Source organism: Fibrobacter sp. UWS1 (genome assembly GCF_002300445.1).
Lineage (GTDB): Bacteria > Fibrobacterota > Fibrobacteria > Fibrobacterales > Fibrobacteraceae > Hallerella > Hallerella intestinalis.
The window spans coordinates 18770-30819 of the sequence record NZ_NSGW01000002.1; the positions used below are offsets into that span (position 1 = coordinate 18770).

At 49.0% G+C, this 12050-nt stretch carries 11 protein-coding genes; 9 read left to right on the forward strand and 2 right to left on the reverse strand.

Annotation, left to right across the window (positions count from 1 at the left end; all coding sequences use genetic code 11):
- Window positions 1-32 precede the first annotated feature (32 nt).
- From BGX14_RS10015 to BGX14_RS10030, 4 genes are read left to right on the forward strand one after another with little or no spacing between them, the layout of a single operon-like run.
- On the forward strand, window positions 33-1070 hold the full coding sequence (locus BGX14_RS10015) for a hypothetical protein (RefSeq protein WP_073304837.1): 1038 nt from the start codon (window positions 33-35) through the stop codon (window positions 1068-1070).
- Window positions 1071-1072: 2 nt separating this feature from the next.
- Window positions 1073-1834 carry a phosphoribosylformimino-5-aminoimidazole carboxamide ribotide isomerase gene (hisA, locus tag BGX14_RS10020; protein WP_073304835.1) on the forward strand — a complete coding sequence of 254 codons (762 nt, stop codon included), beginning with the start codon at window positions 1073-1075 and terminating at the stop codon, window positions 1832-1834.
- The gene (locus tag BGX14_RS10025; RefSeq protein ID WP_233126506.1) at window positions 1779-3206 is read left to right on the forward strand and encodes a glycosyltransferase; all 1428 of its coding nucleotides are present in this window, start codon (window positions 1779-1781) and stop codon (window positions 3204-3206) included. The genes hisA and BGX14_RS10025 overlap by 56 nt, the downstream gene beginning before the upstream one ends.
- A 58-nt stretch (window positions 3207-3264) precedes the next feature.
- Window positions 3265-4272, forward strand: a complete 1008-nt coding sequence (locus tag BGX14_RS10030; RefSeq protein WP_143159425.1) for an A/G-specific adenine glycosylase — start codon at window positions 3265-3267, stop codon at window positions 4270-4272.
- Window positions 4273-4324: 52 nt separating this feature from the next.
- Here BGX14_RS10030 and BGX14_RS10035 read toward each other — a convergent pair whose 3' ends face one another.
- On the reverse strand, window positions 4325-5284 hold the full coding sequence (locus BGX14_RS10035; RefSeq protein ID WP_095878741.1) for an IS30 family transposase: 960 nt from the start codon (window positions 5282-5284) through the stop codon (window positions 4325-4327).
- Between the two features lie 173 nt (window positions 5285-5457).
- On the opposite strand from BGX14_RS10035, the gene BGX14_RS10045 reads away from it, so the two are divergent.
- The 5 genes from BGX14_RS10045 to BGX14_RS10065 are packed head-to-tail and all read left to right on the forward strand — an operon-like array spanning window position 5458 to window position 10919.
- On the forward strand, window positions 5458-6945 hold the full coding sequence (locus BGX14_RS10045) for a succinate CoA transferase (RefSeq protein ID WP_095879828.1): 1488 nt from the start codon (window positions 5458-5460) through the stop codon (window positions 6943-6945).
- Between the two features lie 59 nt (window positions 6946-7004).
- Window positions 7005-8558: an acyl-CoA carboxylase subunit beta gene (locus tag BGX14_RS10050; RefSeq protein WP_073304829.1), complete on the forward strand. Its 1554-nt coding sequence runs from the start codon at window positions 7005-7007 to the stop codon at window positions 8556-8558.
- A complete protein-coding gene (locus BGX14_RS10055; protein WP_073304827.1) occupies window positions 8555-9331 on the forward strand; it encodes a hypothetical protein in 777 nt (258 codons plus the stop codon). Before BGX14_RS10050 ends, BGX14_RS10055 begins: the two co-directional genes overlap by 4 nt.
- Before the next feature lie 18 nt (window positions 9332-9349).
- Window positions 9350-9742, forward strand: coding sequence for an acetyl-CoA carboxylase biotin carboxyl carrier protein subunit (locus tag BGX14_RS10060; RefSeq protein ID WP_073304826.1), 393 nt, complete (start codon window positions 9350-9352; stop codon window positions 9740-9742).
- Between the two features lie 13 nt (window positions 9743-9755).
- On the forward strand, window positions 9756-10919 hold the full coding sequence (locus BGX14_RS10065) for a sodium ion-translocating decarboxylase subunit beta (RefSeq protein WP_073304824.1): 1164 nt from the start codon (window positions 9756-9758) through the stop codon (window positions 10917-10919).
- 120 nt (window positions 10920-11039) lie between these two features.
- Here the strand turns inward: BGX14_RS10065 and BGX14_RS10070 are convergent, their stop codons facing one another.
- Window positions 11040-11918, reverse strand: coding sequence for an IS30 family transposase (locus tag BGX14_RS10070; RefSeq protein WP_095879463.1), 879 nt, complete (start codon window positions 11916-11918; stop codon window positions 11040-11042).
- Between the last annotated feature and the right edge of the window lie 132 nt (window positions 11919-12050).

Consider the following 12050-nt stretch of genomic DNA (forward strand, 5'->3'; position numbering starts at 1 on the left):
AACGGACATTCACTTTTTCTAATTTTAAGAATATGCGAATTTTAAATTCTTTCGTTTTTATTTTTGCTTTTGCAGGAATCGTTTTGGCAGCAGCCGGAAATGAAATTCAACAGCCCTCCGGCAATTTTCGCCATACGGATAATTCGGATTTTTTTGCTAAAGCGATGAAGTCTGAAAAATCCACCGAAGCGTGGACCTATTCTTTCGTATTTGATAATGGTACGCGCGCCTATGTAAATTATGCGACGATCATCATTCCGACTTCGGGGAAGAAAATCGGTTGCGATATTGCGTTTGTCGGGCTAAAAGGCAAGAATTCCAATATCGGTCGGCAATATCCGCTGGAGCGTTTTTCCGAAGACAAATCCAAAGTTCGCATTTCCATCAAAGAGGAATATCTGATGGAGAATAAGCCTGGTAAGGGACATCGGGTTCTCTTTACGGCGAACAAGGAAAATTTTGGTTCCTTTCTTTTGGATGTGACATTTTCCAGCGCGCATAAGGGAATGGTTCCGGGCAATGGCAATTGGAAAGTCGGCGATAACCAGTATGGCTCGGCGATTTTGATTCCCTACGGACGGGTGAGTGGAAAAATCGCTCATGACAAGGACACGCTGGAAGTGAAAGGCTATGGCTATATGGAGCATACCTGGCAATCAGGAAATGCGACGGACATCGCCGTTCGGGCATTCAATTTGAGCGAAGCGACAAAAGGCGCTTATGCCGGTCGTATCGCAATCGACAAGAAGGGAAATCCTTTCGGGTATTTGTTGCAGCAAACGACCGACGGAACGCAGATTCTTTTTCCGAAAAGAATTGTTGCAGACGGTAAAGATTACAACGGCAAGAATTTTCCTAAATCGCCTTTTCAAGTTTTGTGGCAAAATGCGTCGGATACGCTGACCATAGATATGACCAAGCCCCGGCAGAAATTTTCCATGCTCGAAAATTTTGATGGTTGGTTTGCCAAAAAAGCGACAAAACTGATGCTCGGCGGAGAAATCTATTTTTGGCGCGGACGCTCCAAGGCGAACGGCAATGTTTTTGATTGGAGCATTACAGGATTTTAAATATGACTTTATTTCGCCCCTGTATCGATATTCATCAAGGCAAAGTTAAACAGATTGTCGGCGGGACCCTTTCGGATTCGGAAACGCCCCTGACGCATTTTACCAGCGAACATTCTCCGGCTTATTTCGCCCATCTTTACAAAAAAGACGGATTGAAGGGCGGGCACGTCATTATGCTCGGCAAGGGCTGCGCAGAAGCTGCCAAGGAAGCTCTGCAAGCATATCCGAACGGGTTGCAAGTCGGCGGCGGCATTACTCCGGAAAATGCCAAGGAATTTTTGGATGCTGGAGCTAGCCATGTGATTGTCACCAGCTGGATTTTTAACGGCGGAAAGTTGGATATGGAAAAAGTCAAGGCGCTTTCATTTGCCGTCGGAAAAGAAAAGCTCGTTCTGGATTTGAGCTGCCGCAAAACCGCAAACGGTTGGAATGTCGCCACAAACCGCTGGCAGACGATTACCGATTCCGAAGTGGACGAAAAACTTTTGGAATCCCTTGCTGCATACGCCAGCGAATTTCTGGTTCACGCAGCCGATGTGGAAGGCCTGGAAAAAGGAATGGATGAATCGCTCATCCGCTTTCTCGCTCAAAAAAGCCCGATTCCTGTGACTTATGCCGGCGGAGCAAAAAGTATTGACGATTTAATCCGCTGCAATGAAATTTCAAGTGGACGGGTGGATTTGACAATCGGCAGTTCTTTGGATATTTTTGGCGGAACAGGTACTCGCTATGCAGAATGCGTTCAATTCAACAACCGACACTAGGCCTTCGATTTTCGGAAGAACGGTCACGAGCGTTTTTCCCAAGTTTTTTTCGTTCAAACATCAGCCGCCGGGCAACATTCGCACTTGCATGATTCCGCCCATTGTCTTTTGGGAAATTCTCAGAAATTTGCCGAAACTTTTAAAGCTCCGCTTCTATTTGAAAAAAAAACGGGCGGAACATTCTGCAGACGATATTTGTGTCGCGTTCTACTCGGACAATTTGGATGAAGTGAACGGCATTGCCAATAATTTGCGCCATGTCATTTCTTTTATGCGAGGACACGGCTATAAGGCGGCTCTTGTCGGAAACGCTTTTAATACGCGGGAAAGGGGAGTGGTGGAAAATGGCTACGTCATTCTTTTGCCTCGCATTTTTAGCATGGAACAGCTGGGTTATGCAAATAGCGAACTGGCCATTCCGCATATTGCGCCGGCACTTCGTCTGCTGAAGCGTTATCCCGTTGATTTGATTGAAGTGGAAACGCCGAGTCCCGGAGCGTGGGCGGTTGCTTTGTGCGCCAAAGTTGCGGGAATCAAGGTGATAAGCCATTATCGCACAGACGTTCCGACTTACACAAAGACGCTGGTCAAAGCGAAGTGGATGCACCGTTACGTTTTAATGCTTATGCAGATTTTTTACGGTTTTACGCGCCCGGTCATTAGCCCGTGTAAAGACTATATGAACATTTTAAATAAGGACATCAAAGTTCCATTCAAAGATATTGAAATTATTCGGCGCGGAATCCCCCTGGACAATTACAGCCCGGATTTTCGTGGCAAGGGAACGTGGGAACGCTTTTCGGATTCCAAAAACAAAGTTCGCTTTGTCTATGTCGGTCGTATTTCCAAAGAAAAAAATCTTCCGCTGCTTAAAAATCTGTGGCTGGAATTTAGAAAGTCGCATGATGATGCGGAGCTGATGTTTGTCGGTGACGGCTGGTATTTGGATGAGCTTAAAAAGGATTTTGCTGGTGCGCCGGAAGTGCATTTTGCAGGTGTTCAGGGCGGTGAAATTTTGGCGGGTCTTTACGCCGATGCGGACTTTTTGCTTTTCCCCAGCACCACGGATACCTTTGGAAATGTTGTTGTCGAAGCGCTTGCTTCGGGAACGCCCGCCATTGTAAGTGATAAGGGCGGACCGCAAGATATTGTTTTCGGCAAGGACTGCGGTTACATCCTTCCCAGCGACGATGCGACGGCGTGGATGAATCAGCTTGACGAATGTATTCAACTGCGTCGAAACGAGTCGTCTTATTTGCCGATGCGCGAAAACGCTTACAAGCGCAGTAAGGATTTTACGTTGGAAAAAGCGGCTGCCGCTCAATGGGAATTTTATAAAAAGGTTTATCACGAGTATTATTTCGGCAAATAGATCCCTGTGCAAGTGGTTTGTAGAGAGCAGGGAATCGTTTCCTTGGCGTTTGGAGAATTTGTACGAATTTCGAAATCCTTATGCGGTTTGGATAAGCGAAACGATGTTGCAGCAGACGCAGGTTTCTGCGGTGCAAACGGCATTCAAAAAATGGATGCAGGATTTTCCGGATGTATTGACGCTTGCAAAGGCAAAAGAAAACGATGTTTTGCAGCATTGGCAAGGGCTTGGCTATTACAGTCGGGCGAAAAATATTTTACGGACAGCAAAAATTCTTGCGGAAAACGGAGGAATGTTTCCGCAGGCGCGCAAAGAATTGGAACAGTTGCCGGGAATAGGCGCTTATACGGCGGGAGCCATTTTAAGTCTTGCTTTTCACCTGCCCGAAGCGATTTTGGACGGCAATCTTGTACGCATTTTTGCCAGATTGCGACTGTGGGATTTTTTACCCGCCGAAGGAAAAAAGGAAAGAGATTTTTATTGGGATGAAGCGTTTCGTTGGGCGAAAGCGGATAAGGCGTTTTTAACAAACGAAGCTTTGATGGAACTCGGACGGAAAATTTGCAAACGCTCAAATCCGGATTGTGAAAACTGTCCGCTTCAAAAAATCTGTCAGGCAAAACAGGAAAATCGGCAAAATGAATTTCCGAAAAAGAAAGTAGTCCGCTACGAATCGTGGACGGGTTTTGCGCTTGTCGTTTGCGACAAAAATGAAAATTTTTTGTTGCGAGTCTCTCCTCGTTCTCCGTTTCTTAAAAATCAGTTGATGTTCCCGCTTTTTGAATACGCCGACGCGTTTCGCAATCGGATTCCTGGAATTGTAGAGTCCGTGATTCCTTGGGAAAAAATCGACCAGTGCAGTTGGGCAGGAATTGTAGAGCATTCCATTACCCGTTACAAGATTCGCTGCCGAGTGTTAAAAGTGCAAATCAAGCCGAACGCGGGTTTAGATGGAATCTGGGTTTCTGCTTCGGAACTTTTTGAAAAACTCCCATCTAGTTTTGCGCAAAAAATCGCTCAAGTGGCAGAGGAAGATGCTGGGTTGTCTAAGAATCCCCTTTTCTGAAATACGCGCGATAGGATCTTTTTACAAGGCGGATTTTCGTCGCTAACGCGACTTAGGTTTGTAGTTTAACTTGCGTATAAATATACTCTAAAGGGGTCATAAAGTCAAGCCTTTTTCGAGGCCTGTTGTTCAGTTTATCCTGTATCCAGCGAACTTTCCGGGGAGAGATTCCCTTGAACGACTCCTTCTTGGGAAGATATTGGCGTATTAGACCGTTCATGTTCTCGTTGGCACCGCGCTCCCAGGAGTGGTACGGGTTCGCAAAGTAGTAATCCGCCTTCATAGCTTTCGCTATTTCTGCGTGACAGGCGAACTCCTTCCCGTTGTCCGAAGTGATTGTGAGAATCTTGACTTCGAACGTTTTCTCAAAGTCCTTCAGCGCCCTCACAAGCGTTCTCTTCAGGTCTTTCGCGTTCTTCGTCGGAAGATACCTTATCAGGCTGTAATTCGTCATCCTGTCGTTGATCGTGAGCAGGTTCGCGTCATGGTCCGCGCTGTTTATCAGGTCTATCTCGATGTCGCCTACGCGTGATTTCTCGTCCACGATTGCCGGACGTTCCTCGATGGGCACGCGGCCTACAATCTGGCCTCTCTTGTCCTTCTTCTCCCCGCGCTTACGGTATGGTTTCTTGCCGTGCCGCAAGTGCTTCTTCAGGTCCTCGTCCTTGTTCACATGCCTGTATATCGTGGCGACGCTAGGGACACCCATCCCATCGAGTTTCGCGCGTCCGTTCACCTGTTCGGGAGAGTAGTCTTCCTTGATTTTCCCGTCCACGATTTTCCAGTCGTCCTCGTCGTAGTCGTAATGCAGGTGACTTGTCGCGGCAAGGAGGTCTGCCCGTTCCTGCGACTTGACCGGGTCGTAATGCTGGCGGCCGCCGCCCCTGTTTAGTTCCCTGTAGATTGTGGATTTGTGGACCTTCAGCTGCAAGGCTATGTTTTTCGGGGGGATCTTTGCCGCATTGAGCGCTCGTATTTCGTATCTTTGTGCTTGGTTGAGACTCACCGCCATGTCCTTTTTTGGTAGAATCGGCAAGGTAGAAAAGTTTCGGCCAGGTTCCCCAGGGGCTAGCCCTAGGGAACTTTTTTTCTTCCCGATTCAACCTATATCAGTCGCATTGACGGTGAAAATTCGCGCAACAAGAAGGCGCAATATACTGCGGAAAAATATATACATTCGGGGTGATGCAACTGTCTTGTAAAACGATGTCCGCAGAAGAAGCCGCGGAACTGATTCGGCACGATGAAATTCTCGGCGTTTCGGGATTTACCCTTGCCGGTTATCCCAAGGCGGTTCCAACAGCGCTTGCAAAACGGGCGGAACGCCTGCACGCTCAAGGAAAGCCGTTTCAAGTATCCCTTTTTTCAGGGGCTTCGACCGGGGACGAATGCGATGGTGCGCTCGCTCGGGCCAACGCTATTCGGTATCGCGCGCCCTACCAATCGAATAAAGATTTGCGCTCCGCTATCAATCAGGGAAAAATCTTTTATACCGACGCCCATCTGGGTATAATGGGACGTTGGATTCGTTCGGGAGCTTTGCCGCATCCGACGACAGCCATTATAGAAGCGACGGAAGTTTCTGATGACGGAAAAATTCGGCTTTCCACTTCTTGCGGAAATTCGATGGAATTTCTGCAAATGGCTGACCGCATTATCGTCGAGTTGAACTCCCTTTACGGCGATGCTTTGGCGGGCATTCACGATTGTTATTTACCCGATATGCCTCCTCACGCTCGTCCTATTCCCGTCTCTCATGTTTTGGATCGTGTCGGAACGGATTTTGTGCAAGTCGATCCGGAAAAAATTGTGGCGATTGTCCACACGCAAGCGGGCGACAGTGTGCACCCTTTTACAGAACCCGACGAAATTTCTAAAACCATTGCCGGGCACATTTTGGAATTTCTTGCGCACGAAAGAAAAAAGGGACGGCTGCCATCGGGACTTCCTTATCAGAGTGGGGTGGGCAACGTGGCGAATGCCGTCCTCACTGCGATGGCGCGCAATCCGCTGCAAGAGCCGATAAGCCTTTTTACCGAAGTCATTCAAGAAGCCGTCTTTGAACTGATTCAGTCGGACAAATTGCTCGGTGCGAGCGGGACTGCTTTGACGTGTTCCGCCAAAGCTCGGAAATATTTTCTGGCGAATGCGTTTGCGCTTAAACGGAAATTTGTTTTGCGCCCTCAGGAAGTGTCGAATCATCCCGAAGTCATTCGGCGATTGGGCGTTATTGCGATGAATACGGCAATCGAATGCGATATTTTCGGGAACGTCAATTCGTCCCATATCTGTGGTTCTTCAGTGATGAACGGCATCGGCGGCTCTGCTGACTTTTCGAGAAATTGCCTGCTGGGATTCTTTATGACGCCTTCTACGGCAAAAAACGGGACCATTAGTGCGATTGTGCCGCTGGTTTCGCATTTGGACCATTCCGACCATGAAACTGATATTTTTGTTACGGAACAGGGGCTGGCCGACCTGCGCGGACTGGATCCCGTTGCTCGTGCGCATCGCATAATTGACGCCTGTTCGCACCCCGACTACCGCCAACAATTAAATGATTATTTAAACTATAGTGTGAAGTCCGCCAAAGGAAAGCACATTCCCATTGCTCTTGACCGAGCGTTCAATATGCACTTGCGTTTTCTTTCCGACGGCTCCATGAAGGAATAACAAAATTCTTTGGAATTCTATTTTTCATTTGAAACTGCAAAATTTCAAAGGAACATGAAATGGCAATTAGACAAGAATTACTGGATCAACTTGAAGAACGCAGAAAATCTGCTCTTTCCTCCGGCTGTGGTCCGGAGAAAGCGGAAGCTCGTCATGCGAAAGGGCTTTTGACCGCTCGCGAACGGATTGATGACCTTGTAGATGCGGGTTCCTTCCAAGAAGCGGGAATGTTCGTGGAACATGATGTCCGCGGATTCGGCTTTGAAAAAAAACATCTTGCCGGTGACGGCGTTGTGACAGGAATAGGCAATGTGGATGGTCGGCCGGTGACCGTGATTTCTCAGGATTTTTTGGTGAGTGGAGGTTCCCTCGGCAGCCGTCATGCGCAAAAAATGTCCGAAGCCATGCAACGCGCGATTGAACTCGGTACGCCGATTATTTCGGTGAACGATTCCGGTGGAGCGCGCATCCAGGAAGGCGTCAAGAGCCTTGCTGGTTATGGGAAAGTCTTTCGGGCGAATGTTCTGGCATCGGGAGTCGTTCCTCAGATCGCGGTCATTGCGGGACCTTGCGCTGGCGGTGCATCCTACAGTCCAGCATTGATGGACTTCTGCATTCAGCTCAAGGACAATTCCAATATGTTCATCTGCGGTCCGCAGGTGATTAAAGCTTCTACCGGCGAAGAGGCTCCTCTTGAAAAGTTTGCTTCGGCGACGGCGCATGCCACGGTTTCCGGCAACGTTCATTTTGTGGCGAACGACGACAAGCACGCGACCCAGATTATCAAAAAGCTTCTCAGCTTCTTGCCGTCGAATAATGCGGAGCAGCCTCCGCACAAACTCACCGACATCGTTTTAGACGATGATTCCGGCATGAACGAAATCATTCCGTCCGATTCTAACCATCCGCTTGATGCGTACAAAGTAATCGAACGTCTGGTGGATCCGAACGAATGGCTTGAAGTCAAGCGCGACTTTGCGAAAAATATCATTACGGGCTTTGGCCGCATTAATGGTATGGTCGTGGGCATCGTTGCGAACCAGCCGACTTACAAAGCGGGTTGCTTGGACATTGATTCGTCGGACAAGGGCGCTGAATTTGTGATGTTCTGCGACGCATTCAATATCCCTATTGTCACTTTGACGGATGTGCCGGGCTTTATGCCGGGACTCGCTCAGGAACGCGGAGGTATCATTCGTCATGGGGCGAAAATGCTTTATGCGTATGCGTCTTGCACGGTTCCTCTGGTGACGGTGATTATGCGCAAGGCTTACGGCGGAGCTTACATTGCTATGGCATCAAAGGATCTCGGTGGCGATGTCGTTTTCGCTTGGCCCACAGCGGAAATCGCCGTGATGGGCGCGGAAGGCGCAGCAAAGATTATTTACAAGAAAGAGCTTGCCGCGGCTGAAAATAAAGACGAGCTGTATAAATCTCTCGTTGCCGACTACCGCGAAAAATTTTCGAAGCCTTACCAGGCCGCGGAATCTGGAATCATCACTGATGTTATCAATCCCGCGGAAACAAAGGCAAAAGTTTCTCTCGCTTTGAGGACTTTGCTTTCGAAGCGGGTAAAACGTCCCAATAAAAAACACGGATTGAGTCCCCTATGACAACAACAGAACAACAAAAAAGCATAGTCGGCCCTTATCCCGTTCCTGAACGGTTTAAGGAACAGTTAGCGATTATGCCTGACTCGATTAGCGCGCCCATTAAAGAGCAGCTGACCTTAATGCCCGATTCGACGGTTCTCGAAATTTACGAAGGCGGGCACAAGACTTCTGTCCTTTACAAGACGAATGCGCAATCTCGTGAAGCGAACGCTCGTCAAGACAGCATTAGAACGGAAAATGGTTCTGGCAATGTTTTGCCGATTGCTAAAGCGAAACTCGGTTCCCAGTATATGACGGAACAGGGTGAAGTGCAGACGTTCTCTTTCGGAAAGCTCGTGGAATTTCAGGCGACGGGTCTGATTATCGTGATGATTGTCATTATCAGCATCATGATTCTCACCTACCTGATGGGCTATGTCGTGAACAAATTCGTTGTTCCGATTACCACCAAAAAATCTGCGGCCCCTACTGCGCCGGCTGCTCCTGCGCAGGCTTCCGTGGCTCCTGCTCAATGTTCTCTAGATCCGAACGCTCCGAGTGTTCATCCTGGATTTACGAATAAGCAGTTGCAGGCTTTCTTAAGCATTGCGGCCATTTCCGCTTTGGATATTCATCCGGGTCTTACGAACGAACAGCTGGCAATGATTTTTGCTGTTGCTGCCGCCGAAGTTCTCGGATCTCCCGTGAATGTCGTCAAATTCAAACCCCAAAATTCGACCGAATGGGCATGGACAGCTCAAGGTCGTGCAGAACTACAAACCAACGGGCTCTAAGCTCAAGAGGAAAATACCATGAAGAAAACCCTCCGTATCAGTTTTGAAGGTAAGAGCTACGATGTCGAAGTCGAAGTTCTCGATAACAATCAAATTGCTCCTGTTGCTGTTGCTCCTGTTGCCGCGGCTTCAGTTGCTCCCGCACCTGCTCCGGTTGCGGCTCCGGTTGCCGCGCCCGCACCCGCAGCTCCTGCTGGCGGCACCCCGGTCCCAAGCCCGATGATGGGCATTGTATTCAAACTCAAAGTCAAAGTCGGCGACAAGGTGGCTAAGAATCAGGAAGTCGCCGTTCTCGAAGCGATGAAAATGGAAAACTCCATCATCAGCCCTTGCGATGGAACGGTAGCATCTATCGCTGTCAAGGAACAGGAATCGGTCTCCGAAGGCCAGGTTCTGATGACCATCGCCTAAAGGAATTTTACCTATGAGCGGTATCCTAAACTCAGTCGCAGAGATGTTCTCGTCCGGTACGGGATTTTCCATGATTACCGGACCGATGATCATCATGTGGATTGTCTGTTTTGTGCTGATGTATCTGGCCATCGTCAAGAAGTATGAACCATTGCTTCTTTTGCCGATTGCGCTGGGTGCGCTCGCCGTAAACATCCCAAGCCGAGGCTTCTACGAAGGGGGCTGGGGTATTGAAGGAATGTTTACTCCGACAGCGGGCCTTTACTACTATATCAGTCAAGGCATCCATCTAGAACTTTTCCCTCCTATTATCTTCCTTGGTGTCGGTGCCATGACCGACTTTGGACCGCTGATTGCCAACCCGCGTACTCTGATTCTCGGAGGCGGTGCGCAATTCGGCGTGTTTATCACGATGTTCTGCGCGGTTGCCTTTGGCGGATTTACTCTCGGCGAGGCGGCTTCGATTGGCATTATCGGTGGCGCGGATGGACCTACATCCATTTTTACTGCGAATAAACTCGCTCCCCATCTTATTGGACCGATCGCGGTTGCTGCATATACCTATATGGCTTTGGTTCCTTTAATCCAACCGCCGATTATGCGGGCGATGACGACTCCTAAAGAGCGCGTGATTCGCATGAAAAGCCTGCGCAAGGTTTCCAAATTGGAACGCATCGTTTTTGCCGTTATGGTGATGGTTGTGTGCATTTTGGTCGTTCCAGATGCGTCGGCTTTGATTATCATGCTCATGATGGGAAACATCTTCAAGGAGTCCGGTGTGGTGGATCGCTTGGTGAAAACTTCCCAGAATGAACTGATGAACATTGTCACCATTTTCTTGGGAACTTCCGTTGGCCTTACGATGTCCGCTGATATTTTCCTTCAACCGAAGACGTTGATGATTATCGCGATGGGCGTTGTCGCTTTTGGATTCTCCACGTTTGGTGGACTTTTGCTTGCCAAAATTATGAACAAGTGCTCGCCCAATAATCCGGTGAACCCTTTGATTGGTTCCGCGGGCGTTTCTGCGGTTCCGATGGCGGCGAGGGTTTCTCAAGTGGAAGGCGCAAAATATGATCCGCAGAACTTCCTTCTGATGCACGCGATGGGACCCAATGTCTCCGGCGTTATTGGAACGGCGATTTGTGCGGGATATATGATTTCTCGGCTCGCCTGATTTTGCCGAATTTATTTAGGCCTCGACATTTGTCGGGGCTTTTTCTATTGGCGAATTTTGTGCGATGTCCGGTTGAATTTTCTATAATAATGATTGGCGGATTTTCGTCGCTAACGCGACTTAGGTTTGTAGTTTAACTTGCGTATAAATATACTCTAAAGGGGTCATAAAGTCAAGCCTTTTTCGAGGCCTGTTGTTCAGTTTATCCTGTATCCAGCGAACTTTCCGGGGAGAGATTCCCTTGAACGACTCCTTCTTGGGAAGATATTGGCGTATTAGACCGTTCATGTTCTCGTTGGCACCGCGCTCCCAGGAGTGGTACGGGTTCGCAAAGTAGTAATCCGCCTTCATAGCTTTCGCTATTTCTGCGTGACAGGCGAACTCCTTCCCGTTGTCCGAAGTGATTGTGAGAATCTTGACTTCGAACGTTTTCTCAAAGTCCTTCAGCGCCCTCACAAGCGTTCTCTTCAGGTCTTTCGCGTTCTTCGTCGGAAGATACCTTATCAGGCTGTAATTCGTCATCCTGTCGTTGATCGTGAGCAGGTTCGCGTCATGGTCCGCGCTGTTTATCAGGTCTATCTCGATGTCGCCTACGCGTGATTTCTCGTCCACGATTGCCGGACGTTCCTCGATGGGCACGCGGCCTACAATCTGGCCTCTCTTGTCCTTCTTCTCCCCGCGCTTACGGTATGGTTTCTTGCCGTGCCGCAAGTGCTTCTTCAGGTCCTCGTCCTTGTTCACATGCCTGTATATCGTGGCGACGCTAGGGACACCCATCCCATCGAGTTTCGCGCGTCCGTTCACCTGTTCGGGAGAGTAGTCTTCCTTGATTTTCCCGTCCACGATTTTCCAGTCGTCCTCGTCGTAGTCGTAATGCAGGTGACTTGTCGCGGCAAGGAGGTCTGCCCGTTCCTGCGACTTGACCGGGTCGTAATGCTGGCGGCCGCCGCCCCTGTTTAGTTCCCTGTAGATTGTGGATTTGTGGACCTTCAGCTGCAAGGCTATGTTTTTCGGGGGATCTTTGCCGCATTGAGCGCTCGTATTTCGTATCTTTGTGCTTGGTTGAGACTCACCGCCATGTCCTTTTTTGGTAGAATCGGCAAGGTAGAAAAGTTTCGGCCAGGTTCCCCA

Coding starts and splice junctions, on each gene's coding strand:
- BGX14_RS10015 (WP_073304837.1), top strand. CDS start 33: ATGCGAATTTTAAATTCTTTCGTTTTTATTTTTGCTTTTGCAGGAATC.
- BGX14_RS10045 (WP_095879828.1), top strand. CDS start 5,458: ATGCAACTGTCTTGTAAAACGATGTCCGCAGAAGAAGCCGCGGAACTG.
- BGX14_RS10035 (WP_095878741.1), bottom strand. CDS start 5,284: ATGGCGGTGAGTCTCAACCAAGCACAAAGATACGAAATACGAGCGCTC.
- BGX14_RS10050 (WP_073304829.1), top strand. CDS start 7,005: ATGGCAATTAGACAAGAATTACTGGATCAACTTGAAGAACGCAGAAAA.
- BGX14_RS10055 (WP_073304827.1), top strand. CDS start 8,555: ATGACAACAACAGAACAACAAAAAAGCATAGTCGGCCCTTATCCCGTT.
- hisA (WP_073304835.1), top strand. CDS start 1,073: ATGACTTTATTTCGCCCCTGTATCGATATTCATCAAGGCAAAGTTAAA.
- BGX14_RS10060 (WP_073304826.1), top strand. CDS start 9,350: ATGAAGAAAACCCTCCGTATCAGTTTTGAAGGTAAGAGCTACGATGTC.
- BGX14_RS10065 (WP_073304824.1), top strand. CDS start 9,756: ATGAGCGGTATCCTAAACTCAGTCGCAGAGATGTTCTCGTCCGGTACG.